This window comes from Streptomyces mayteni, assembly GCF_054783955.1.
Genome location: NZ_BAAGPR010000009.1, coordinates 1 through 24,670 on the forward strand (window position 1 = coordinate 1; position 24,670 = coordinate 24,670).

General features: G+C 72.7%; 18 protein-coding genes and 2 pseudogenes. 12 read left to right on the top strand and 8 right to left on the bottom strand.

The features are described 5' to 3' along the window. A pseudogene (locus tag ACYVPE_RS06470) lies at positions 1 to 102 on the top strand (IS481 family transposase); the annotation flags it as partial. Here ACYVPE_RS06470 and ACYVPE_RS06475 read toward each other — a convergent pair. Next, positions 99 to 509, bottom strand: coding sequence for a Fur family transcriptional regulator (locus ACYVPE_RS06475; RefSeq protein WP_461032435.1), 411 nt, complete (start codon positions 507 to 509; stop codon positions 99 to 101). The pseudogene ACYVPE_RS06470 and the gene ACYVPE_RS06475 sit on opposite strands and share 4 nt — an antisense overlap. Before the next feature lie 302 nt (positions 510 to 811). On the opposite strand from ACYVPE_RS06475, the gene katG reads away from it, so the two are divergent. Next, positions 812 to 3,043: a catalase/peroxidase HPI gene (gene katG / locus ACYVPE_RS06480; RefSeq protein WP_461032436.1), complete on the top strand. Its 2,232-nt coding sequence runs from the start codon at positions 812 to 814 to the stop codon at positions 3,041 to 3,043. A 66-nt stretch (positions 3,044 to 3,109) separates the two neighbouring features. Here the strand turns inward: katG and ACYVPE_RS06485 are convergent, their stop codons facing one another. The 3 genes from ACYVPE_RS06485 to ACYVPE_RS06495 all read right to left on the bottom strand — a co-directional run bounded on the left by ACYVPE_RS06485 (position 3,110) and on the right by ACYVPE_RS06495 (position 5,720). Next, positions 3,110 to 4,138 carry a methyltransferase gene (locus ACYVPE_RS06485; RefSeq protein WP_461032437.1) on the bottom strand — a complete coding sequence of 343 codons (1,029 nt, stop codon included), beginning with the start codon at positions 4,136 to 4,138 and terminating at the stop codon, positions 3,110 to 3,112. Positions 4,139 to 4,303: 165 nt separating this feature from the next. Next, positions 4,304 to 5,311 (bottom strand): DUF6745 domain-containing protein, encoded by a 1,008-nt coding sequence (locus ACYVPE_RS06490; protein ID WP_461032438.1) that lies wholly within the window; start codon positions 5,309 to 5,311, stop codon positions 4,304 to 4,306. Positions 5,312 to 5,393: 82 nt separating this feature from the next. Next, entirely contained in the window at positions 5,394 to 5,720 is a 327-nt protein-coding gene (locus tag ACYVPE_RS06495; RefSeq protein WP_461032439.1) for a hypothetical protein, read from the bottom strand. A 160-nt stretch (positions 5,721 to 5,880) separates the two neighbouring features. Here ACYVPE_RS06495 and ACYVPE_RS06500 point away from each other — a divergent pair, with 160 nt between their 5' ends. The 10 genes and pseudogenes from ACYVPE_RS06500 to ACYVPE_RS06545 all read left to right on the top strand — a co-directional run bounded on the left by ACYVPE_RS06500 (position 5,881) and on the right by ACYVPE_RS06545 (position 19,674). Beyond that, positions 5,881 to 6,849 (top strand): STM4015 family protein, encoded by a 969-nt coding sequence (locus ACYVPE_RS06500; RefSeq protein WP_461032440.1) that lies wholly within the window; start codon positions 5,881 to 5,883, stop codon positions 6,847 to 6,849. Continuing rightward, positions 6,842 to 7,981: an STM4014 family protein gene (locus ACYVPE_RS06505; RefSeq protein ID WP_461032441.1), complete on the top strand. Its 1,140-nt coding sequence runs from the start codon at positions 6,842 to 6,844 to the stop codon at positions 7,979 to 7,981. The genes ACYVPE_RS06500 and ACYVPE_RS06505 overlap by 8 nt, the downstream gene beginning before the upstream one ends. A gap of 44 nt (positions 7,982 to 8,025) precedes the next feature. Then, on the top strand, positions 8,026 to 8,832 hold the full coding sequence (locus ACYVPE_RS06510; protein WP_461032529.1) for an STM4013/SEN3800 family hydrolase: 807 nt from the start codon (positions 8,026 to 8,028) through the stop codon (positions 8,830 to 8,832). Further along, on the top strand, positions 8,829 to 10,184 hold the full coding sequence (locus ACYVPE_RS06515) for an STM4012 family radical SAM protein (protein ID WP_461032442.1): 1,356 nt from the start codon (positions 8,829 to 8,831) through the stop codon (positions 10,182 to 10,184). Before ACYVPE_RS06510 ends, ACYVPE_RS06515 begins: the two co-directional genes overlap by 4 nt. A gap of 11 nt (positions 10,185 to 10,195) precedes the next feature. Continuing rightward, positions 10,196 to 11,071: an STM4011 family radical SAM protein gene (locus tag ACYVPE_RS06520; protein WP_461032443.1), complete on the top strand. Its 876-nt coding sequence runs from the start codon at positions 10,196 to 10,198 to the stop codon at positions 11,069 to 11,071. A 4-nt stretch (positions 11,072 to 11,075) separates the two neighbouring features. Further along, complete coding sequence (locus tag ACYVPE_RS06525) at positions 11,076 to 11,960, top strand: ABC transporter substrate-binding protein (RefSeq protein ID WP_461032444.1); 885 nt, start codon at positions 11,076 to 11,078, stop codon at positions 11,958 to 11,960. A gap of 111 nt (positions 11,961 to 12,071) precedes the next feature. Further along, the gene (locus ACYVPE_RS06530) at positions 12,072 to 14,723 is read left to right on the top strand and encodes a SpoIIE family protein phosphatase (protein ID WP_461032445.1); all 2,652 of its coding nucleotides are present in this window, start codon (positions 12,072 to 12,074) and stop codon (positions 14,721 to 14,723) included. 144 nt (positions 14,724 to 14,867) lie between these two features. Beyond that, the gene (locus ACYVPE_RS06535) at positions 14,868 to 16,178 is read left to right on the top strand and encodes a YncE family protein (protein ID WP_461032446.1); all 1,311 of its coding nucleotides are present in this window, start codon (positions 14,868 to 14,870) and stop codon (positions 16,176 to 16,178) included. 124 nt (positions 16,179 to 16,302) lie between these two features. Then, a pseudogene (locus tag ACYVPE_RS06540) lies at positions 16,303 to 18,726 on the top strand (glycoside hydrolase family 95 protein); the annotation flags it as partial. Positions 18,727 to 18,732: 6 nt separating this feature from the next. Continuing rightward, positions 18,733 to 19,674 carry a LamG domain-containing protein gene (locus ACYVPE_RS06545; RefSeq protein ID WP_461032530.1) on the top strand — a complete coding sequence of 314 codons (942 nt, stop codon included), beginning with the start codon at positions 18,733 to 18,735 and terminating at the stop codon, positions 19,672 to 19,674. 59 nt (positions 19,675 to 19,733) lie between these two features. Here ACYVPE_RS06545 and ACYVPE_RS06550 read toward each other — a convergent pair whose 3' ends face one another. The 4 genes from ACYVPE_RS06550 to ACYVPE_RS06565 are packed head-to-tail and all read right to left on the bottom strand — an operon-like array spanning position 19,734 to position 24,549. Beyond that, on the bottom strand, positions 19,734 to 20,717 hold the full coding sequence (locus tag ACYVPE_RS06550) for a substrate-binding domain-containing protein (RefSeq protein WP_461032447.1): 984 nt from the start codon (positions 20,715 to 20,717) through the stop codon (positions 19,734 to 19,736). A gap of 34 nt (positions 20,718 to 20,751) precedes the next feature. Then, positions 20,752 to 21,756 (bottom strand): ABC transporter permease, encoded by a 1,005-nt coding sequence (locus ACYVPE_RS06555; protein WP_461032448.1) that lies wholly within the window; start codon positions 21,754 to 21,756, stop codon positions 20,752 to 20,754. Then, complete coding sequence (locus ACYVPE_RS06560) at positions 21,753 to 23,297, bottom strand: sugar ABC transporter ATP-binding protein (protein ID WP_461032449.1); 1,545 nt, start codon at positions 23,295 to 23,297, stop codon at positions 21,753 to 21,755. The genes ACYVPE_RS06555 and ACYVPE_RS06560 overlap by 4 nt, the downstream gene beginning before the upstream one ends. Beyond that, positions 23,287 to 24,549, bottom strand: coding sequence for an enolase C-terminal domain-like protein (locus ACYVPE_RS06565; protein WP_461032450.1), 1,263 nt, complete (start codon positions 24,547 to 24,549; stop codon positions 23,287 to 23,289). Before ACYVPE_RS06565 ends, ACYVPE_RS06560 begins: the two co-directional genes overlap by 11 nt. Positions 24,550 to 24,670 lie beyond the last annotated feature (121 nt).

Sequence of the window (24,670 nt, forward strand, 5' to 3'; positions counted from 1 at the left end):
CCCAACTGGCTCCACACCTACAATCACCACCGCGGACACACCGCACTCGCAGGCCAACCACCCGCCAGCCGCGTCCCCAACCTCACAGGGCAATACACCTAGGCGCAGGAGGGACACAACCCCCGGTAGGTGACCTCGACTTCGGAGACCGCGAAGCCGAATCGTTCCTCCACGGGGAGGTCGGTGAGCGGGTCGCCCGTGGGGTGGACATCGCGGATGGTGCCGCAGTTCGAGCACACCAGGTGCTGGTGCGGCCGGTGCGCGTTGGGGTCGTAGCGCTTGGCGCGGCCGTCGGTCGAGACCTCTATCACCTCGCCGAGCGTGACCAGCTCCCCCAGGGTGTTGTAGACGGTCGCCCGGGATATCTCGGGCAGCCGCCGCGCCGCGCGGGCGTGCACCTCGTCGGCCGTGAGGTGCACGTGCTCGCCGTCGAGGACCTCCGCAACGACCCGCCGCTGGGAGGTCATTCGCCAGCCACGCCCTCGCAGTCGTGCCAGCAGGTCGCTCATGTCTGTTCACCTGTTCAGGTTCGGCGGGACGCCAGGAGTTCACCCGTGGACGGCCCGGCTCCGATGGGATACGGCCTTGGCACCCATCTTGACTTGGACTCTGTCTATCGTAGGATCTGTTCTGGTGATAGCCAAGGGACAGGACGACTCAAGTAGCTCTCCTCGGCGTGGGCGACGATCGCCCCCGGGGTGTGCGACCGCGCGAGTCCGCATGCCCTTCGCACGCTCCGAGCCTTTCGCATTCCCGTTCCATCGCCCGCAGTTGCCGGGCACTATGATCCGCCTTCGCCGGAAGGAAAGCCATGTCCGAGAACCATGACGCCAACGCCGTAGACGCGAGGACGGAGGGCGCGGGCGGTTGCCCCGTCGCGCATGGTCGCGCTCCGCATCCGACCCAGGGCGGCGGTAACCGCCAGTGGTGGCCGGAGCGGCTCAACCTGAAGATCCTCGCCAAGAACCCGGCCGTGGCCAACCCCCTCGGCGAGGAGTTCGACTATGCCGAGGCGTTCAAGGGCCTGGACCTGCCGGCGGTGAAGCGGGACATCGCCGAGGTGCTGACCACCTCGCAGGAGTGGTGGCCGGCGGACTTCGGCCACTACGGGCCGTTCATGATCCGCATGGCGTGGCACAGCGCCGGCACCTACCGGATAAGCGACGGTCGCGGCGGCGCCGGCGCCGGTCAGCAGCGGTTCGCGCCGCTCAACAGCTGGCCGGACAACGGCAACCTCGACAAGGCCCGCCGCCTGCTGTGGCCGGTCAAGAAGAAGTACGGCCAGAGCCTCTCCTGGGCCGACCTCATGGTCCTCACCGGCAACGTGGCCCTGGAGTCGATGGGCTTTACGACCTTCGGCTTCGGCGGCGGCCGCGAGGACGTCTGGGAGGCCGAGGAGGATGTCTACTGGGGCCCCGAGACCACCTGGCTCGGCGACGAGCGCTACACAGGCGACCGCGAGCTGGAGAGCCCGCTCGGCGCGGTGCAGATGGGTCTCATCTACGTCAACCCGGAGGGCCCGAACGGCAACCCGGACCCGATCGCCGCGGCGCGCGACATCCGGGAGACCTTCCGCCGGATGGCGATGAACGACGAGGAGACGGTCGCGCTGGTCGCGGGCGGCCACACCTTCGGCAAGACCCACGGCGCCGGCCCGGCGGAGAACGTCGGCGCCGCCCCCGAGGGCGCCCCGATCGAGGAGCAGGGCCTGGGCTGGCGGAACACGTTCGGCAGCGGCAAGGGCGGCGACACGATCACCAGCGGTCTCGAGGGCATCTGGACGCCCACCCCGATCGCCTGGGACAACAGCTTCTTCGAGACGCTGTTCGCCTACGACTGGGAGCTCTTCGTGAGCCCGGCGGGCGCCCAGCAGTGGCGGCCGAAGGAGGGCGCGGGCGCGGGCACCGTGCCGGACGCCCACGACGCGTCGCGCAGCCACGCCCCGACCATGCTGACGACCGACCTCGCGCTCCGCTTCGACCCGGTCTACGAGCCGATCTCGCGGCGCTTCCTGGAGAACCCGGCGGAGTTCGCGGACGCCTTCGCGCGCGCCTGGTTCAAGCTGACCCACCGCGACATGGGCCCGGTCGTGCGCTACCTCGGCCCCGAGGTGCCGACCGAGGCGCTGCTGTGGCAGGACCCGCTGCCCGCGGTGACCCACGAGCTCGTCGACGCCGAGGACGTCGCCTCCCTCAAGGAGCAGGTCCTCGCCACCGGCCTCTCGGTCTCCCAGCTGGTGTCCACCGCGTGGGCCTCCGCCTCGTCCTTCCGGGGCAGCGACCGGCGCGGCGGCGCGAACGGCGCCCGCGTCCGCCTGGAGCCGCAGCGCGGCTGGGAGGTCAACGACCCCGACCAGCTGGCCACGGTGCTGAGCGCGCTGGAGGGCGTCCAGGCGACCTTCAACGCCGCCCAGCCCGGCGACAAGCGGATCTCGCTCGCCGACCTGATCGTGCTGGCCGGCGGCGCCGCCGTCGAGCGGGCCGCCGCCGAGGCGGGCGTCACCGTCGAGGTGCCGTTCACCCCGGGCCGCGCGGACGCGTCGCAGGAGGAGACCGACGCCGAGTCCTTCGCCGCGCTCGAGCCGACCGCCGACGGGTTCCGCAACTACCTGGGCAAGGGCAACCGGCTGCCGGCCGAGTTCCTGCTCGTCGACCGGGCGAACCTGCTGACGCTGAGCGCTCCCGAGCTGACGGTGCTGGTGGGCGGCCTGCGGGTGCTGGGCGCCAACCACCAGCAGTCCTCGGTCGGCGTCCTGACCGCCACCCCCGGCGTGCTGACCAACGACTTCTTCGTCAACCTGCTCGACCTGGGCACGACGTGGCGGCCCACCGCCGGGGACGCGAACACGTTCGAGGCGCGGGACGAGGCCACCGGCGAGGTCCGCTGGACCGGCAGCCGGATCGACCTCCTCTTCGGGTCGAACTCCGAGCTGCGCGCGCTCGCCGAGGTCTACGCGAGCGATGACGCGAAGGAGAAGTTCGTGGGCGACTTCGTCGCTGCCTGGGACAAGGTGATGAACCTGGACCGGTTCGACCTGGTCTGATCGACGCCGTGCAGGCCGGCCCCCTGGCGGGGCCGGCCTGTACCGCTGTCCGCCGCCGCCCGGGCCCTAGGTCGCGGGCGCCTTGCGGCAGACGACCAGGGTGTCGAACGGGCCGAGCCGGCGGCTCGTCACGGACGAGAAGCCGGCGGCCGTGGCGTGGTCGCGCAGTTCCTCGTAGCTGCACGAGGTTCCGCCCCTGGTGAGCACGAGCATGGTGAGGCTGATCTTCAGGTTCACGCTCTCCGCCGGGTCAGCCAGGCCGCTGACCAAGCGGTCGTAGATCAGCAGCGCCCCGCCGGGGTTGACGCTGTCGAACGCCTTCCTGATGAGGAACTCCCGCTGCTCACGCGACCAGTCGATCACCGCGTGGCCGATCATGACGACGTCCGCCGGCGGGAACGGTTCGGTGAAGAAGTCCCCCGGGTGGAACGTCATCCGGTCGCTCACGCCGCGCTCGGCCGCCTTCTCCTCGAAGAGGCGGGCCATGATCGGCAGGTCGAGGACGTGGCCCGTCAGGTTCGGATGGGCCGCGACGAGGTGGGAGACCATGTTCCCCCGGCAACCGGCCAGGTCGAGCACGGACCGGTAGCGCCCCCACTCGCCGAAGGTCGTGATGAGGTGCGGGGCCAGCGGCTCCGTCATGTGGTCCATCTGGCTGGCGAACTGCCGGGTCACGTCGAGGCCCGCGACCGCCTCCATGAAGTGCGACCCGTCGTGCGGGGCGCCGGTGCGGAGCGACGTGGTGAATCCGAACAGGGCTGGGAACAGCCGACGTTGCAGCAGGTCCCCCGTGTATGTCGCGGTGTGGCGGACCAGGTAGCGGTCGGCCGCCGGGCTGTTGCGGTACTGCTCGCCCGTTCGTTCGAGCAGCCCGTTGATGACGAGCAGGTTCAACCAGTCCCGCACCCCGCGCGGCTGGAGGCCGAGCTCGGTGCGGATGGTCTCGCTGTCGGCCGGCCCCGAATGCAGCAGGGTGAACAGGCCGAGTTCGAGTCCGGTCGCCATGGCCTGTGCGTCGAGGAGAGAGGTGGTCAGGTTGAAGAAGTTGGCGGGCGTTTCCTCGCCGCTTTCGGCGATTTCCGCTTCGGTGTGCATCGCGTGCCTTCTTCTTTCCGAAGGGTCGAATTCCTCCTCCATTAGGAATGGCATATCTGCACATGTCAAGAAGAGCGAAAAGGTATGACCATGGGATAGTAATTCACAAATCTACGGGCGTTGAATCACTCGGAACTCCGGTGCGCAGCGTTCACTGTGAAACTCTCAGGTCTGCCGCAACGGGGCGTACGCCTCCTCGCTCAACCCGAACGTCCACGCCACCCCTTCGCGCGCCGTGCTCGTCGTGGGAGGCACCCGGAGCCAGTACGTGCGGCTCGTACCGTCGGGTTCCGGGGTCGAGTTGACGACCTCGACCATCACCACGTCCTCGTCGCCGACCAGCGGTATCCGCCAGAGCACGCCCGTCTCGTCGCGGTGCACCGGTTCGGCGTCCGACTCCCGCAGATAGCGGTCGTAGCCGTAGTGCTCCAGCATCACGCGCCGCAGCTCGGCGTTCTCCTCCCCCCGGATGACGGCCGGCGTCAACGTGCCGAGCCGGTCGAGGAACTCGGCGGGGACCGGCAGCCCGCGCCAGCCGTACAGGGCGAACCCGTCGGGGTAGGCGAGCGCCGGCCCGTCGCCCCGGTCCAGGCGGCCGGCCTCGTCCCTGTGCAGCTCGGTCGGCCGCTCGCTGACCACCGCGACCTCCGCGTAGGGCCACCACCAACCCGAGGTGCGCGCCACCTCGGCCAGCCCGTGGAGCGGCGACTCGGGGCCGGTGTCCAGGGCGCTCAGCCAGGCGGCCTCGTGCTGCCCGAGCACGGCGTCCAGCAGGAGCAGCCGGACGCGGGGCTCGTCGGCGCGGCCGGCCGCCGCCTCCTCGACGATCCGGGCGCGGATCCGGTCGACGAGCGGGGCGGTCGACTCCCACAGGTCCGCGCCGGTCGCGCGCCAGTGCTCGCCCCAGCCCGTGGGCCCCAACCGCGTGTGCGACCGGTCGCGTTCGGCGGCCAGCGGGCGGTCGCGGAGCGCGCCGCGCACACTGGGCCCGGTCGCCTCCGGCGCCTCGGACAGCAGCCGGATCGCCGCCCGCGGCGACTCGACCCAGACGATCCGCGCCGGCTCCGCCAGCCCGGCCCGCCGGTAGGCGAGGCGGACGCCCGCCTCGGCCGCCGCCCGGTCGCCAGGGCCGGTTGCCGTCGCGACCGCCCGCCAACTCGTCCGCTCCGTCATGTCGTCGCTCTCCCTCGTTCGTTGGATGTGCCCGCTGGGTGTGCCGGTGGTGGCCGCCGACGCCTCGGTCGGCTCGATCGCCTCAGTCGGCGACGATCCGCACCGAACCCGGCACGTACTCGCGCTGCCTGACGACCCGGTACCAGCCCTTGGGCAGGGTGATGGCGGCGTGCTCCTCGTGGACGACCCGGGCGCCGTCCGGCACGTGCAGCACCATCGAGTCGAACGCGCCGGCCTCGCGGATCAGCCGGCCAGGGCCGACCACGGCGTGCGCGTGCCCGGTGACCTCGCCGAGCGCGAGCACGAGCCTGCCGCGCCCGTCCCTCGGCTCCGACGCCGCGTCACGGGCCGTCGCGGGCACGGCGTCCTCGGCCAACGGCGCGATCAGCACGTCTCCCTGCCGGTACATGGATCTCCCTCCCGTGGGCCGCCCGGTGCGCCCCACGACAGGAACCGTAGGCACCGCCACTGACAGTCGCCCCGCCCGACGACCCGCGAACGGCGTTGTCAGTGGGGCTTGGTACAACTCCCGTGACGGTCGATCAAGACGACGAGAGAGCGGGCGCCACATGACCATCAACGGCCACCTCGAAGAGTTCCACGGCCTGGGGGCGTACGAGTTCCCGGACGCCGTGAAGGGCCCGGCGGACGCGGCGGGTCTGCCGGCTCCCGAGTCCGTGGCCTGGTGCGTCAGGGTCGACTCCTACGACAGCGCGGAGGAGTGGGAGGAGGCCTTCGCCCGCTTCGTCGCCGCCGTCGACACGAGCCGGGTGCGGGCGCTGATCGTGGGCGCCTGGAGCAACGTGTACGACACCGGTCCCGAGGCCGTGATCGAGGCGCTGGTGGCGGCCCGCGACCGGCTGCCGGCGCTGCGCGCGGTGTTCCTCGGCGACATCGTGATGGAGGAGTCGGAGATCTCCTGGATCACCCAGGGCGACGTGGCCCCGCTGCTCAACGCCTTGCCGGAGCTCGAGGAGTTCGGGGTGCGCGGCGGCAACCAGTTGGTGTTCCCGGCGGTGCGCCACGAGCGGCTGCGGAAGCTGACGATCGAGACGGGTGGCATGCCGGCCCAGGTGGTTCGGGGGGTGGCCGCGAGCGACCTGCCCGCGCTCGTCCACCTGGACCTGTGGCTTGGCACCGCGAACTACGGCGGCGACTCCGAGTTGGCCGACGTGGCCCCGATCCTGGCCGGCACCCGACTGCCCGCCCTGAAGCACCTGGCGCTGCGCAACAGCGAGATACAGGACGACATCTGCCGCGGGCTCGCGTCGGCCCCCGTGGTGGCCCGCCTCGAGGTCCTCGACGTGTCCATGGGGGTGCTGACCGACGACGGGGCGAGCGCGCTGCTCACCGGCCAGCCTCTCACCCACCTCCGGGTGCTCGACATGCACTACAACTACCTGAGCGAGGCGATGCGCGGCCGCCTCCGGGAGGCGCTGGAGCCGGCGGGCGTGCGGGTCGACCTCGACCCCGACGACGTCGACCTGGACGAGGACGAGGACGGCGACGTCTGGCGCTACGTGTCGGTGGGTGAGTAGCCCGGTGCCGGAGGACGCGCCGCGGTGGGCGGTGGTCGGCAACGGCGAGAACCGGCGCGTCCGGCTCTTCGTCGCGGCGGCGCGCGCCGCCGGAGTCGCGGAGCCGCGCGTCGTCGAGTGGCGGGACGTGCTGCGCGACGGCGGCCACGACTTCGCCGCCGACGAGTTCGTCCGGCTCGACTCGCCGGGCGAGAACGGCGAGGTGGACCGCCTGCTGCGGGGCGTCGAGGATCCGACGCGGGTGGAGGGCTCGGCCACCTGGTACGCGCGCCTGCTGGGCGCGGTCCGGTCGCTGCGGGGCGGGGTGCGGCTCGACGATCCGGCCGATCTCGCCGCCCTGTTCGACAAGCGGCTGTGTCACGCGCGGCTGGCCGCCGCGGGGATCCCGGTGCCGCCCTCGCCGACCTCGGGCGGCGGCGCGCCGCCGCTGCGCGGCTGGGACGACGTGCGGGCCGCGATGCGGGAGCACGCCGGGCCGCGCGTCTTCGTCAAGCCGGCCCATGGCTCCTCGGGCTCGGGGATCCTGGCCGTCGAGGCCGCCGCCGGCCGGATCGCCGCCACCACGTCGGTCGAGGTCGCGCCGGGCGGCCGGCTGCACAACTCGCTGCGGGTGCGCCGGCTCACGGACGAGCGGGTGATCGCCGGCATCGTGGACACGCTGGCCCCCGAAGGGCTGCACGTCGAGCGCTGGCTGCCGAAGGCCACCCTCCAGGGCCGGTCGGCCGACCTGCGGGTGCTGGTGGTGGCCGGCCGGGCCACGCACGCCGTGGTGCGCACCAGCCGCCACCCGCTGACCAACCTCCACCTGGGCGGGGCGCGCGGCGACCTGGCGGCGGTGCGGGCGGTGGCCGGGGACCGCTGGGCCAGCGCGCTCGACGTCTGCGAGCGGGCCGCCGGCTGCTTCCCCGGCACGCTGTGCGTGGGGGTCGACCTGCTCCCGGCGACCGGCTGGCGCGGGTTCGCCGTCGGCGAGGTCAACGCCTTCGGCGACCTGCTGCCCGGCCTGACCGGGCTGCCGGGCGGCGTGGCCGAGGGCCTGGACGGCTACACGGCGCAGCTCGCCGCCGCGGCCCACTGGGCGCCCGCGTCGCTTCCTTCCCCGCACCGCCTCCCGTCGAGGATCCCCGCATGAGCACCGACCCGCGCGCCGACCGACACCCCGACCCGATCCCGGACATGAACGAGGTGGTGGGCCGCGACGACCTGCTGCTGCTCACCCTCGACACCCTGCGCTACGACGTGGCCGTCGCGTCGGCCGCCGCCGGCCGGCTGCCCAACCTGACGGCCCGGCTGCCGGGCGGCGGGTGGGAGAAGCGGCACGCGCCAGGCAGCTTCACCTTCGCCTCGCACCAGGCCATGTTCGCCGGCTTCCTGCCGACCCCGGCCAGGCCCGGGCGGCATCCCCGGCTCTTCGCCGGCCGGTTCGCCGGCAGCGAGACCACCGACGGCCGCACCTACGTCTTCGACACGCCCGACCTGGTCTCCGGCCTCGCCGAGCGCGGCTACCACACGGTGTGCGTCGGCGGCGTCGGCTTCTTCGACAAGCGGGGGGCGCTCGGCAGCGTGCTGCCCGGCATGTTCCTGGAGAGCCACTGGGAGCCGGAGTTCTCCGTCGCCTCACCGACCTCCTTCGAGGCCCAGGTGGCGCGCGTCGAGCGGATCGTCGCCGAACTCCCCGCCGAGCGGCGGCTGTTCCTCTTCCTCAACGTCTCCGCGCTGCACCAGCCCAACTGGTTCCACCTGCCGGGCGCCAGCCGGGAGGCCGGGGACGGCCTGGCCTCGCACGCGGCGGCGCTCGAGTACGTCGACCGGCACGTGGGGCGGCTCTTCGCCGCGATGAGCTCCCGTCGCCGCTGCTTCGCCATCGTCTGCTCCGACCACGGCACCGCCTACGGGGACGACGGGTACACCGGGCACCGCCTCGGCCACGAGGCCGTGTGGACCGTCCCCTACCGCCACTTCTTCCTGGAGCCGTCCGCATGACCGTCACCGCCGCGCCCCCCGGGGCGCGCCTGCCCCGCCCCTACCAGCACTACGTCTACGCCTATCCGCACAAGACCGCCTACCGGGAGCTGACGCACCGGCCCCGGCTGGCCGACGTCTGGGCCGGGGAGTCCCGGCAGGCCCTGTCGTTCTACGCGCACATACCGTTCTGCGAGGTGCGCTGCGGCTTCTGCAACCTGTTCACCCGGGTCGGCGCGCCCGAGGGGCTGACCGGCCGCTATCTCGACGCGCTGGACCGGCAGGCGGCCGCGGTCCGCGAGGCGTTGGGCGACGAGGCGCCGGTCCGCTTCGCCAACGCGGCGTTCGGCGGCGGCACTCCGACGTTCCTGGAGGCCGCCGAGTTGGCGCGGCTGTGCGACATCGCGGAGCGGCGGATGGGGGTCGACCTCCGGGCGATCCCGCTGTCGGTCGAGGCGTCCCCGGCCACGGCGACGGCCGACCGGCTCGCCGTGCTCGCCGAGCGGGGCGCCACCCGGCTGAGCCTGGGGGTGCAGACCTTCGTCGAGGCGGAGGCGCGCTCGGCGGTGCGCCCGCAGCGCCGAGCCGATGTGGAGGCGGCGCTCGCCCGGGTCAGGGAGGCCGGCATCCCGGTCCTCAACATCGACCTGATCTACGGCATCGACGGGCAGACGGCGGCGAGTTGGCGGTCCTCGCTGGACGCGGCCCTCGCCTGGCGGCCCGAGGAGATCTACCTCTACCCGCTCTACGTCCGCCCGCTCACCGGCCTCGGCCGGCACGCCGACCCGGCGGCCGCCGACCGCGCCTGGGACGAGGCCAGGCTGAGCCGCTACCGGGAGGGCCGCGACCACCTGCTGGCGAGCGGCTACCAGCAGGCGTCGATGCGGATGTTCCGCCGGGCCGACGCGCCGGCGCAGGGTCCCGACGACTACGCCTGCCAGACCGACGGCATGATCGGGCTCGGCTGTGGCGCCCGCTCCTACACGTCGTCGCTGCACTACTCCTTCGACTACGCGGTGGGCATGCGGGAGATCCGCGGCATCATCGACGCGTACACCGCCACCGAGGACTTCGGCCGGGCGGTCCACGGCCGGGCGGTCGACAGGGACGAGGCCAGGCGCCGTCACCTGTTGCAGTCGCTGCTCCAGGCGCGGGGGCTCGCGGTGGCCGACTACCGGCACCGGTTCGGGGCCACGCCGCAGGCGGACTTCCCCGCCGAGTTGGCGACGCTGGCCGACCGGGGCTGGCTGGCCGAGGCCGGGCCCGAGTGGCTGCGGCTCTCGCCCGAGGGGCTCGCCCACTCGGACGCCGTGGGGCCCGGGTTCTTCTCCCCCACCGTGCGGGCGGCGATGGCCGCCTACGACCCGAGGTGACGGCGGCCGCCATGCATCTGACCGTCCTGTACCGGGGCCCGCTCGCCTCCTGCGACTACGACTGCCCCTACTGCCCCTTCGCCAAGCGGCGGGACTCGGCGGCCCAGCTCCGCGCCGACCGGGCGGCGCTCGACCGGTTCACCGGCTGGGCGCGGGCCCGTCCGGAGGAGCGGCTCTCGCTGCTCTTCACCCCCTGGGGCGAGGGCCTGACGCGCTCCTGGTACCGCCGGGCGCTGGTGGAGCTCTCGCACGAGCGGCACGTCGACCGGGTGGCGATCCAGACGAACCTCAGCTGCCGCACCGAGTGGTTGGCGGAGGCCGACCTGGACACGCTGGCGCTGTGGTGCACCTTCCACCCGGGGCAGACGCCGTACGAGCGGTTCCTCGACAAGACCCACCGACTCGCTACGCTCGGCGTCCGCTTCAGCGTCGGCGTGGTCGGCCTGCCCGAGCACCTGGCGCCGGCCCGCCGGCTCCGCGCCGACCTGCCCGAGCACGTCTACCTGTGGGTGAACGCGGCGGAGGGGCACCGCTACTCAGACGAACAGGCTGCGGAGTGGACCGCGTTGGACCCGTTGTTCCCGTTCAGCCGCGATCCGCACCGCTCGGCGGGCCGCCCGTGCCGCACCGGTTCGACGGTGGTCTCGGTCGACGGCGAAGGCACGGTGCGCCGCTGCCACTTCGTCCGCGCCGAGCTCGGCAACCTCTACGACGGCTCCTACCGCGCGGCCCTCGCTCCGCGGCCCTGCCCACTGGCGGTCTGCGACTGTCACATCGGCTACGTCCACCTGGAGACGCTGCCGCTCTACGACGTGTTCGCGGGCGGCGTGCTGGAACGCGTCCCGACGGCGGCCGCGCTCGGCGCGGCGGGGCAGGGCCTACGGTAGGGGGGTGCGCATCGTCTCCCTCCTCCCCTCGGCGACCGAGATCCTGTTCGCGCTCGGCGCGGGCGACGACGTGGTGGGCGTGACGTTCGAGTGCGACCATCCGCCGGAGGCCCGCGGCCGGCGCATCGTGTCCACCAGCGCGCTTCCCCAGGACCTCTCGCCGGTCGGGATCGACCGGCTGGTCAGCGAGCGGATGGCCGCCGGCGAGGATCTGTACCACCTGGACCGGGGCGCGCTGGCCGGTCTCGCGGCCGATCTGGTGGTCACTCAGGACCTGTGCGCGGTCTGCGCGGTGGACGTCTCGACGGTGCGGGAGGCGCTCGACCACCTCGCCTGCTCCGCCGAGGTGCTCACCGTCGACCCGCACACGCTTCCCGAGGTGCTCGACTCGATCCTGCTGATCGGCGGAGCCACCGGCACCGGGGAGCGGGCCCAGCGCCTGGTGGCGCGGTTGGCCGACCGGCTGGCGGCCGTGCGGGCGCGGGTGGCCGCCGAGGAGCCGGTGCCGGCCTTGGTGCTGGAGTGGACCGACCCGCCGTTCGCGCCCGGGCACTGGGTTCCCGACATGATCGAGGCGGCGGGCGGGCAGTGCGTGCTCGGCGCCTCCGGGGCGCGTTCCCACCGCACCGACTGGGAGGCGGTGGCCGGCGCCGGGGCGGCCGTGGTCGTCTGCGCGCCGTGCGGCTTCGGGCTGGACGAGTCCGCCCGGCTGGCCGGTCAGGTGGCCGACCGCCTGCCGCCAGGGGTGCCGCTGTGGGCGGTGGACGCCAACGCCTCCTTCGCCCGTCCTGGTCCGCGCCTGGTCGACGGCGTCGAGGCGCTGGCCGGCGTCTTCCACCCCGCGGTGGCCGGCCCGCCGGATCCGGCGCTGGCCCGGCGGATCGCCTGACCGTCCGTTCTCGTCGTCCACCCCTGCCGCCCGTCCCCGCGGCTGGTGACGGCGGCTGGTGGTGGCGGCCGGCCGGTTGCGGCCCCAACAGTCTTTATATACAAGATTGATATGAAATGGTCCCGGTCGGAGAGGTGGACCGACCGGTTCTCCGCCGGGCGGCGCGCACTCTCCGCGCTGGCCCCGCGCAGCATCGCCGCACAGGTGTTCGCCCTGGTGACGGCGATCATGCTGTTCTTCGTGATCGCCGGCGCGGTGACCCTGGTGGCACAGGCCCGCCGCAGCAGCGAGGACCAGGCCAGGGGGCGGGCGCTCGCCGTCTCCGAGGCGCTCGCCCACACCCCCGAGGTGCGGCGCGCGCTGGAGTCCGACGATCCGTCCACGCCCCTGCAACCGCTGGCCCAGAGCGTCCGGCGGCACGCCGACGTCGACTACGTCGTGATCACCGCACCGAACGGCGTCAGGTTCACCCACCCGAACCCCAGGGAGATCGGCAAGAAGGTCGAACAGTCCCTCTCCCCCGCCACCGAGGGCCGAGCATTCACCGACAAGGTGCCGGGCCAGACGATCTCCGCCGCCTCGATCCGCGCCGCGGTGCCCGTCGAGGACTCCACCGGCCGGGTGATCGGCATCGTCAACACCGGCGTCACCATTCCCAACGCCACCCACGACATCGACCGCGGGATGCCCCTCATCCTCGGGATCACCGGGGCGGCCCTGCTGCTGAGCGCCGGCGCCGTGGCGCTGGTGACCAGGCGGCTGCGACGGCAGACCCACGGCCTCGGCACCGCCGAACTCACCCGCATGTACGAGCACCAGGACGCGGTGCTGCACTCCGTCCGGGAGGGCATCCTCATCACCGACGACGACGGCCGGCTGCTGCTGGTCAACGACGAGGCGCGGCGACTGCTCGGCCTGGCCGAGGACACCCAGGGCCGGCACGTGACCGAGGTCGGCCTCGGTCCAGAGGTCGGCGAGCTGCTGGCCACCCAGCGGGTCGCCAACGACGAGGTCGTCGAGGTGAGCGACCGGCTGCTCGCCGTCAACCAGCGCCCGGCCGAGCGGCGCGGACGCCCGATGGGCGCCGTCGCCACCCTGCGCGACACCACGGAGCTGCGCGCGCTGGCCGACCGGGCGGACGTGGCACGCCAACGGCTGAAGCTGCTGTACGACGCGAGCGTCGCGGTCGGCACCTCGCTCGACATGCGCCGCACCGCGCAGGAGCTGGCGCAGGTGGCGGTCCCGCGTTTCGCCGACGTCGTCACCGTGGACCTGCTGGAGTCCGTGCTGGCCGGCGACGAGCCGAGGGACACCGACCGGCGGACCCGGCGCGTGGCGCGCGCCGGCGGCCGGGAGGACACCCCGCTGGCCCGGGTCGGCGAGCGGGTCGAGCTCGAAGCCGCGGTGCGGGGCGGCGACGGCGCCGACGGGCGGGCGATCGTCAGCCACGCGCCCTACCCGGAGCACGGCGTCCACTCGCTGCTCACGGTGCCGCTGCGGGTGGGCCGCGTCGTCCTCGGCCAGGTCGGCTTCTGGCGGACGGACGACACCCCGCCGTTCGACGACGACGACCAGTCGCTCGCCCACGACCTGGCCAGTCACCTCGCCGCCTGCGTCGAGAACGGCCGCCGGTTCACCGGGGAGCACGCCAGGGCCCTCGACCTCCAGCAGAGCCTGCTGCCCCGCGACCTGCCGGAGCAGACCGCGGTCGACGCCGCGTTCCGGTACCTGCCCGCGGTCACCGGGGTGGGCGGGGACTGGTACGACGTCATCCCGCTGTCCAGCGCGCGGGTCGCGCTGGTCGTCGGCGACGTGGTGGGGCACGGCCTGCGCGCGGCCGCCACCATGGGCCGGCTGCGCACGGCGGTGCAGAACTTCTCGGCGCTCGACCTGCCGCCCGACGACCTGCTGGCGCATCTGGACGAGCTGGTGGTGCGGCTCGACCGGGACGCGGCCGCCTCGAACGGCGGGGACGGGATCATCGGGGCCACCTGTCTCTACGCGATCTACGACCCGGTCTCCCGGCACTGCCTGCTGGCCCGCGCCGGCCATCCGCTGCCGGCCCTCGTCCGGCCCGACGGCTCCGTGGAGTTCCCCCAGCTGCCGGCGGGACCCCCGCTCGGCCTCGGCGGCCTGCCGTTCGAAGCCGCGGACCTCGAACTCCCGGAGGGCAGCAGCCTCGTGCTGTACACCGACGGCCTCGTCGAGGACCGCGACCGCGACATCACCGCGGGGCTCGACCGGCTGGGCGCGGCCCTGGCCCACCCGGGGCGGACGCCGGAGGAGACCTGCCAGGCGGTGACGGACGCGCTGCTGCCCGAGCGCCCCAAGGACGACATCGCGCTGCTCGTCGCGCGCACCAACGCCCTCGACGCGCGGCACGTCGTCAGTTGGGACCTGACGGTCGACCCGTCGGTCTGCGCGGGCATGCGGGCCGCGGTGACCGAGCAGTTGGCGCAGTGGCACCTCGAGGAGCTGGCCTTCACCACCGAGCTGGTCGTCAGCGAGCTGCTGGGCAACGCCATCCGGCACGCCGCGGGGCCGATCCAGCTGCGCCTGCTGCGCAACCGCGCGCTGATCTGCGAGGTCGCCGACGGCAGCACCATCGCCCCGCATCTGCGGAGCGCGGCCGGCAGCGACGAGGGCGGGCGCGGCCTGTTCCTGGTCGCGCAGCTGGTGACGAGCTGGGGCACCCGCTACACGAGCACCGGCAAGGTGATCTGGACCGAGCAGACCCTGCCGCCCACCGCCGGCGGCGGGTGACGGCGCGGCGGGGCGCCGTTCTGGCCGAAATCCGCGGTGGTGCTCGCCCGCGATTTCACGAATATGTATCACGTTCATGTTTTGACTTAGCATGCACATGCCCTCATGACCGCCCGTCACACCGACGTGAAGGGAAGCTTCGCCATGACCAAGAGGCCCCACCTGACCAACCGAAAGGGAGGCGCGGCCCTCCACTCGGCCCTCCGCTCGGCCCTCCGCGTCGCCCTGGCCGCCGGGCTGCTGGGCGCCGGCCTCACCGCCCCCGCGGCGGCGCAGGCCGCCCCCGCCGAGACCCGGCAGGTGCTGTTCGTCGGGAACAACTGGGACGGCACCGTGGACGTGGTCACCCCCGACGCGGAGTTGGCGCGCGTCGGCCGGATCAACGTCGTACCCGACCTGGAGGAGCGCCTGGCGGAGATCCGCTGGAACCCCATCCGCTGGGCCTACTTCATCAGCATCCGCCACCTCATCGGCGAGGGACACGACCAGTTCGTCGACGACATGTACACCACCCAGGACGGCCGGACCCTGATCGTGTCCCGGCCCAGCCTGGCCGACGTCGTCGGCATCGACACCGAGAGCGGCGAACTGCGCTGGCGGTTCCCGGTGGCCGGCCAGCGCTCGGACCACATGGCGCTCTCCCCCGACGGCACCGAGGTCGCCGTCTCCGCGTCCACCGCCAACACCGTGCACCGGCTCGACGTGAACACCGGCGAGGAGATCGGCAGCTTCACCACCGGCGACCAGCCACACGAGAACATCTACACGCGCGACGGCGAACGGATCATCAACGCCAGCATCGGCACCGTCTACACGGCGCTCGACGCGCCCTGGCTCGACTGGACCAAGGGGCAGCGGTACCTCCAGATCACCGACCGCGAGACCGGCGAGGTGCTGCGGCGCGTCGACATCCGGGCGAAACTCGCCGAGGCCGGCTACCCGGACATGAGCTCGTCCGTGCGGCCGATGACGCTCTCCCCCGACGAGCGCTACGTCTACCTCCAGGTCTCGTTCTTCCACGGCATCGTCGAGTACGACCTGGAGCGGGACCAGGTCACCCGGGTCGCCGAACTCCCGGTCGCCGAGGCCGTCGAGGACCTGCCGCGCGAGGAGTACCTCCTGGACTCGGCCCACCACGGCATCGCGATGAACCCGGAGGGCACCGCCATCTGCGTCGCGGGCACGATGTCCGACTACGCCACCGTCGTCCCCCGCGACACCCTGCGGGCCGGCGAGCTGGTCACCACCGGGACCAAGCCCTACTGGGCGACCCAGAGCGCCGACGGCGAACACTGCTTCGTCTCCTGGAGCGGCACCGACCAGGTCTCAGCCATCTCCTACGAGACCGGCGAGGAGGCCGGCCGGGTGACCGTGGGCGACCACCCGCAGCGGATGCGGCTCGGGTATCTGCCCACCGACTGGACCGATACATCGGATGTATCGTCTGTCAAGTGACGGCGCACTGCTGAAGTTTCGCGTTTCCTCACGGTGAACTCCGGGCAGAGCTCGGATGTATCGACGGTCCTGGCATGGGCGAGGTAACGCGATGGTCGAACAAGGCGTCCCCAGACGCGTCTTCATGGCCGGGCTCTCGGGCGCGGCCGCGGGCCTCGGACTGCCGGTGCCGCCCGCTGCGGCGGCCGGCGGCACCGGCTTCACCGGCGGCCAGGAGAACGAGGGGCGGCGGCCAGCGGCCGCCGCCCCGACCCTGTGGTACGAGGAGCCGGCGACGGACTGGGAGTCGCAGTCGCTGCCGCTCGGCAACGGCGCCCTCGGCCTGTGCGTCTTCGGCGGGATCGGCACGGAGCGGCTGCAGTTCAACGAGAAGACGCTCTGGCTCGGCGGCCCTGGCGCGCCCGGCTACGACTTCGGGAACTGGCGCTCGCCACGCCCCGGCGCGGTCGAGGAGGTGCGGGAGCGGATCGACGCCGAGCTGCGGGTCGACCCGGAGTGGGTCGCGGACCGGCTCGGCCAGCCCAAGACGCACTTCGGCTCCTACCAGCCCTTCGGCGACGTCTGGATAGCCATGGCGCCGGAGCCGGCCGACGTCAGCGGCTACCGGCGCCACCTCGACATCGGCGAGGCCGTCGCCGGCGTCCGCTACGTGTCGGGCGGCGTGCCCCACACCCGCGAGTACTTCGCCTCCGCGCCCGACGGGGTGATCGTCGCCCGGCTCACCGCCGACCGGCCGGGCGCGGTCGGCCTCACCGTGTCGGTCACCACCGCGGCCAACCGCTCGCGGCGCGTCACCGCGAGCGGCGGCCGGATCACGCTCGCCGGCGCGCTGAACGACAACGGCCTGCGCTACGAGTCGCAGCTCCAGGTCCTCAACCGGGGCGGCACCAGGACCGACAACGCCGACGGCTCGGTGACGGTGGCCGGCGCGGACTCGGTGGTGCTGGTGCTGGCGGCCGGCACCGACTACGCCGCCCGCTACCCGCGCTACCGCTCGGGCGTCGCCCCGCACGGACCGGTGACCGAGCGGGTCGACCGCGCGGCCGGGAAGGGGTTCGACCGGCTGCGGGCCGCCCATGTGGCGGACTACCGCGCCCTGTTCGACCGGGTCCTGCTCGACCTCGGCGCGGCGGAGGCCGCCGTCCCCACCGACGAGGCGCTGCGCGCGTACCAGGAGGGCTCCCTCGACGCGGCGGCGCGCCGGGCGTTGGAGACGCTGTACTTCCAGTACGGCAGATACCTGTTGATCTCCTCGTCCAGGGCCGGCTCGCTGCCCGCCAACCTCCAGGGCGTGTGGAACCACTCGACGAGCCCGCCGTGGAGCGCGGACTACCACGTCAACATCAATCTCCAGATGAACTACTGGCCCGCCGAGACCACCAACCTGTCGGAGACCACCGGGCCGTTGTTCGACTACGTCGACGCGCTGGTGGCACCCGGCGAGGTGACGGCCCGCGAGCTGTACGGCGCCGGCGGCTGGGTGGTGCACAACGAGACGACCCCGTACGGGTTCACCGGCGTCCACGACTACCCGTCGGCGTTCTGGTTCCCGGAGGCCGGCGCCTGGCTCGCCCAGCACTACTACGAGCACTACCTGTTCACCAGGGACGAGCGGTTCCTGCGGGAGCGTGCCTATCCGATGCTGAGATCGCTCGCGAGGTTCTGGATCGACGCGCTGGTCACCGACCCGAGGGACAGCACGCTCGTGGTGTCGCCGAGCTTCTCGCCCGAACAGGGCGACTTCTCGGCCGGCGCCTCGATGTCGCAGCAGATCGTGTGGGACCTGCTGACCAACACCGCGGCCGCGGCCGGCGCCGTCGGCGATCGGAGCCCCTTCGTCACCGAGCTGACCGACACCCTCAGCAGGCTCGACCCGGGGCTGCGGATCGGCTCGTGGGGCCAGTTGCGGGAGTGGAAGGAGGACTGGGACGAGCCGGGCAACACCCACCGGCACGTCTCGCACCTCTTCGCGCTCCACCCGGGCCGGCAGCTCTCGGTGCGGGAGGACGCGCAGCACGCCGCGGCGGCCGAGGTCTCGCTGCGGGCGCGTGGCGACGGCGGCACCGGCTGGAGCAAGGCGTGGAAGGTCAACTTCTGGGCGCGGCTGCTCGACGGCGACCACGCGCACCTCATGCTGTCGGAGCAGCTGCGCTACAGCACCCTGGCGAACCTGTGGGACACCCACCCGCCGTTCCAGATCGACGGCAACTTCGGCGCCACGGCGGGCGTCGCCGAGATGCTGCTGCAGAGCCACCACGGGGTGATCGACCTCCTGCCCGCGGTGCCGGCCCGCTGGGCGCGCGGCTCCGTCACCGGCCTGCGGGCCCGTGGCGACGTCACGGTGGACCTGGAGTGGCGCGGCTCCACCCCGACCAGGGCCGTGCTGCGGGCCGGCGTCTCCGGTGAACTGACCGTGCGCGGCGGCATGTTCGGCGGGCTGTTCCGGGTCACCGAGCTGGCGACCGGACACGCTGTCGACGTGGCGCGGGACGGCGAGCAGATCACCCTGCGGGCCAGGGCCGGCCGGGCCTATCTGGCGACCTCCCAGGTGACCATGGAGCTCTCGGTCCCCGAACAGGCCGCGCCCGGCACCCCGTTCACCGCCGAGGTCACCGTGTCGGCCAGCGGCCGGACGGTGCCGGCGGGCGAGCTGACCCTCGGCCTGCCCGCGGGCTGGTCGGCAAGCCCGGCCCGCCACGCGGTGCCGGCCGTCCGGGACGGGCGGTCCCACACGGTCGGCTTCGAGGTCACGCCGCGGGCCGGCGAGCGGCCGGAACACCGGCTGCGGGCGGTGCTGGTCGGCGACGGCTGGGTGACCGGCGCCGTCGCCCTGGTGACGGCCGAGGCCGGCCCGCCCTGCCCGGTGCCGCCGGACGGGCTGACCCTGGTGGCGTGGGACCCGCGTTCCGGCGCCACGGTCGCGGACGCCTCGGGGCAGGGCAGGGACGCCACGGTGGAGGGCGTCGCCGGCTACCAGGAGGCCGGCCCGACCGGCACCGCGCTCACCCTGGACGGCGGGGCGTTCCTGCGGACGGCGCCGACGACGCTCGGCTTCCTGCGGGTGGCGACGTTCGCGGCCGAGGTCAGGGTGGACGGCACGGGCGGCTACCGGCGGCTGTTCGACTGGCAGCCGAGCGGCGACGACGGCCGCGACGGCGTCCTGATCGACCTGACGCCGTCGAACGCGGTGCGCTTCATCGGCGCGGGGGCCGGCGTCACCACCTCGGCCACCGTGCCGACCGGCCGGTTCGTGGACCTGGTGGTCACCATGGGCGACGGCGGCCGGCTGACCGTCTACCTGGACGGGCGGGAGGCCGCGACCGCCCAGGTGCCGAGCACCGGGATCAACGGCTGCGCCACCCGCGAACTGCGGTTCGGCGCCGACCAGAACGGCGGCCAGCGGCTCGTCGGGGCCGTCGACCGGATGGCGGTCCTCGCCGGCCTGCTCGGTCCCGAGGAGATCGGCGACTGGCAGCGCCTGGCCTTCGGCGAGTAGCACGGCGTGGGCGGCGCCCGGGAACCATCTCCCGGGCGCCGCCCACGCCGTCGTTCCGGCTACTCGTAGAGCGCGGCGCGGATCGTCGGGTCGTCCACGTTGGTCTGGTCGTACCAGTGGAACGCGGTGTCGATGCGCTCCGGCAGCTCCTCCCCTTCGATCGCGGCCAGCGCCGCGTCGACGAGTTGCCGGCCCATGTCGACCGGGTCCTGGGTGACGGCGCCGGTCATCTCACCGCTGCTGACGGCGTCGATCTGGGCCTGGCCCGAGTCGAAGCCGACGACCGCGATGTCGTCCCGGCCGCTCTCCCGGACACCGTTGATCACGCCGATCGCGGAGCCCTCGTTCGCCGCGTAGATCCCGGCGAGTTCGGGGTTGCCCTGGATGATGGACCGGGTGATGTCGGCGGAGGCCAGCTGGTCGCCGCCACCGTACTGCGGGTCGAGCACGGTGATGCCCGGCGCGTTCTCCGCCATCCACTCCAGGAAGCCGTCCCTGCGGTCCCGGCCGGAGAGGCTGGTCTGGTCGTGCACCACCAGCGCGACGGTGCCCTCCCCGCCGACCGCCTCCGCCAGGTGCTCGGCGGCCTCGGCGGCGGCCGCCCGGTTGTCGGTGGCGACCGTGGTCACCGGCACGTCGCTCTCCACGCCTGAGTCGAACGCCACCACCGGGATCTCCTGCGAGCTGGCCTGCTGGAGCAGCGGTTCTGCGGCCTGCGAGTCGAGGGCGGCGAACCCGATGGCGTCCGGCGACCTGGCCAGCTCGTTGGTGAGCAGGTTGACCTGTTCCTCCACGTCGGCCTCGGTGGGCGGCCCGACGAAGGTGACGCGGGCGCCCCTGGCCTCCGCCTCCGCCTCGGCGCCCTCCTTGACGGACTGCCAGAACTGGTGCTGGAACCCCTTGGAGACGATGGAGATGAGCGGCCCGTCGCCCCCGCCTCCTCCGCCGCCGCCCCCGCCGGTCCCGTCGTCGGCACAGGCCGTGGCCAGCATCGCCAGGGCCGCGCAGAGGACCGCGGCGAGGCTCCTTCTCGTCTTCATCATCACCAGATCTCCCTCGTTCTGGTCAGGGACGTGCTCATGACGTCTCGCGCCGGCGCACCCGGTCGGTGTAGACGGCGAGGAGGATCACGCAGCCGAGGATGACGTTCTGCCACTCCTGGGGGATCGACATGATCTGCAGCCCGTTGTTCAGCACCGAGATGATCAGCGCCCCGATCAGGGTGCCGACGATCGAGCCCTTGCCGCCGGAGAGCGACGTGCCGCCGATCACGACGGCGGCGATCGCCTGCAGCTCGTACCCCATGCCGGTGGCGGGCTGCGCCGAGCCGAGCCGGGCGGAGATCAGCACGCCGGCCAGGCCGGTGAAGAGCCCCGCGAACGTGTAGATGACGATCTTCCAGCGCCGGACGTCGATCCCGGAGAGTGCGGTGGCCTCCTCGTTGCTGCCGATCGAGTAGGTGTAGCGGCCGAGCACGCTCTTGGTGAGCAGCACGCCGGCGACGGCGGCGATCACCAGGAGGACGAGCACGGCGTTCGGGATGTCGACGCCGGGGACCAGGTGACCGGTGGAGATGTCGCCGTAGCCCGACACGTCGGTGAAGTAGATGGGCGTGCTGTCCGAGACGACCAGGGCAAGACCCTCGGCCACCAGCATCATGGCGAGCGTCGCGATGAACGGCGGGATCCGCAGCACGGCCACGTTGACGCCGTTGACGAGCCCCATGAAGCCGCCGAACAGGATGGTGGCGAGCACGCCGACCGCCAGCGGCAGGCCGGCGTTGACCAGGAAGACGCCGGACATCACGGCGCACAGCGCCATGCCGGTGCCGATCGACAGGTCGATGCCGGCGGAGATGATGACGAAGGTGGTGCCGACGGCCAGCGTGCCGATCACCACGGTGGAGAACAGGATCGAGATGAAGTTGTCGTAGGTGAAGAAGTAGGGGCTGGCAATCGCGAAGAACGCGTAGATCACGACGAGGCTGGCGAAGGCCAGCAGTTGTTGGAGGCGGCTCCTGATCGCCGCCAGCGTGCCGCTCTCCGGTCGCCGTCCGACCGCCGGCGCCTTGGCCGTCGTCATGGCCGACCCGCCGTCCGGTCACTGGCCTCGGCGGTCTCGCCGGGCCGCAGCGTCGCGTAGCGCATGATGTTCTCCTGAGTCGCCTCGGCGGCGTCGAGCACGCCGGTCACCCGCCCCTCGCTCATCACCACGACCCGGTGGGAGAGGCGCAGGATCTCCGGCAGTTCGGAGGAGATCATGATGATCGACTTCCCCTGTGCCGCGAGTTGGTTGAGCAACTGGTAGATCTCGTCCTTGGCGCCCACGTCGATGCCGCGGGTCGGCTCGTCGAAGATGAGGACGTCGCAGTCCTTCACGAGCCACTTCGCGATGACGACCTTCTGCTGGTTGCCGCCGGACAGGTGCTTCGTGGTCTGGTGCGCGGACGGCGTCCTGATACGGAGCGACGCGATCAGCTGCTCGGCCCTGGTGCGCAGCGGCCCGTCGCGGACGAACCCGGCCCGGGTGAACCGGTCGCGCAGCGCGCTGAGCGCGATGTTGGCCTTGACGTCCTGCTCCAGCAGGAGCCCGAACCGCTTGCGGTCCTCGCTGAGATAGCCGATGCCGAGCCTGGCGGCGTCGGCCGGGTTGCCGATCCTGACCTCCGTGCCGCGCAGGGTGATCCGGCCCGCGGTGCGCGCGTCGGCGCCGACCAGCGCCCTGGCGACCTCGGTGCGCCCCGAGCCCATGAGCCCGGCGAAGCCCAGGATCTCGCCGTGTCGGAGGTCGAAGGAGACGTCGCGGAGCAGGGACCTGGTGGTGAGCCCCCGCACGCCGAGCACCGTGTCGCGGTCGGCGCGGACGCCCTCGGGGCGGCTGTCGGCGGTGATGGCCCGGCCGACCATCAGCGCGATGATGTCGGGGGTGGTGGCGGTCGGGACGTCGAGGGTGTCGACGTACTCGCCGTCGCGGATCACCGTGACCCGGTCGGCGATCCGCTTGATCTCGCCCATCCGGTGGGAGATGTAGATGACGCCGGTGTCGGGTCGGGTGAAGCGGCGGATCAGCTCGTGGAGCGTGGCGACCTCGGCGTCGTTGAGGGCGGCCGTGGGCTCGTCCATGATCAGCACGCGCGGCCGGTACGAGAGCGCCTTGGCGATCTCCACCATCTGCTGGTTGGCGACGGTGAGTTCGCCGACCACGGCGCGCGGGTCGAGGGGCAGTTCGAGCCGTTCGAGCAGCGCGGCCGCGTCGGCGTTGAGCCCCCGGTCGTCGAGCAGCAGCCGGCCGAGGCGCGGTTCGCGGCCGATGAAGATGTTCTGGGCGACGGTCAGGTCGGGGACGAGGTTGAACTCCTGGTGGATGATGCTGATGCCCAGTTCGAGCGCGTGCCGCGGGCTGGTCGGGCGGTAGGGGCGGCCTCCGAGCCGGAAGTGCCCGGCGTCGGCGGTGTGGATGCCGGACAGCAGCTTCATCAGGGTGGACTTCCCGGCGCCGTTCTCGCCGACCAGCGCCAGCACCTCGCCCGCGCGCAGTTCGAGGCGCATGGCGCGCAGCGCGCGGACGCCGGGGAAGCTCTTGTCGACGCCCTCGACCTCGAGCAGCGCCGGCTCAGCCGCCATGGGTGTACTCCTCGATGGAGCGTGGGCGCATCTCGGTGCCGGCGCCGGGGGCCAGGGGTGGGTGGTAGCGCCCGTGGCGGACGTCGACCGGGGTCACGAAGTGTTCGTGGAGGTGGTCGACGAACTCGATCATCCGGTTCTCGGCGGAGCCGGAGACGGCGAGGTAGTCGAACATGGCGAGGTGCTGGACGGCCTCGCACAGGCCGACGCCGCCGGCGTGCGGGCAGACCCGGACCCCGAACTTCGCGGCCAGCAACAGGATCGCCACGTTCTCGTTGACCCCGGCGACGCGGGTCGCGTCCAACTGCAGCACGGAGAGCGCCTCGGCCTGCAGGAGTTGTTTGAACAGCACCCGGTTGGCGCCGTGTTCGCCGGTGGCGACGGGGATGGGCGCGATGGCCCGGGCGATCGCCGCGTGCCCGAGGACGTCGTCGGGGCTGGTGGGCTCCTCGACCCAGGCGAGGTCGAACGGCCGCAGCGCCTCGATCCAGCGGATCGCCTCGGCCACGTCCCACCGCTGGTTGGCGTCCACCGCGATCCGCACGTCGGGGCCGACCGCCTCCCGCGCGATCCGCAGGCGACGGATGTCGTCGGCCAGATCGCCGCCGACCTTGAGTTTGATCTGGGTGAAGCCCTGTTCCACGGCCTCCCGGCAGAGCCGGGCGAGTTTGTCGTCGTCGTAGCCGAGCCAGCCGGGGCTCGTGGCGTAGGCGGGATACCCCTCGGCCAGTAGCCGGGTCTCGCGCTCGGCCCGCCCGGGGTGGGCGGCTCGGAGGATGTCCAGCGCCTCGTCCCTGGTCAGGGCGTCGGTGAGATAGCGGAAGTCGACCAGGTCGACGATCTCCTCGGGGCTGAGCGAGGCCAAGAGCCGCCATAACGGCTGGCCGGCGCGCTTCGCCCGCAGATCCCACAGCGCGTTCACCACCGCGCCGACCGCCATATGCATGACACCCTTTTCCGGGCCCAGCCAGCGCAGCTGCGAGTCGTGCACCAACTCCCGCCACAAGCCGCCGAGATCGGCCAGCGTGGCCGCCACGTCCCGACCGACCAGATGCCCTTCGAGGGCCCTGAGCGCCGCCACCTGGACGTCGTTGCCACGGCCGATCGTGAAGACGAAGCCGTGACCCTCAAGACCGTCGCCGGCATCGGTCACCAGCCGGAGATACGCGGCCGAGTAGTCCGGGTCCGGATTCATGGCATCCGAACCGTCCAGCGTCCGCGAGGTGGGGAAACGTACATCGTGCGTGTGCATGCCGATCAGTCGAGCCACAGACACACTCCCTCTACGGGATCTACGTCACGGCGCACCATAGACATCCGATGAATCACCGTCAAGACTGCCGTGGGTTCCGCTGTTTGATCCCGGAGGCCCG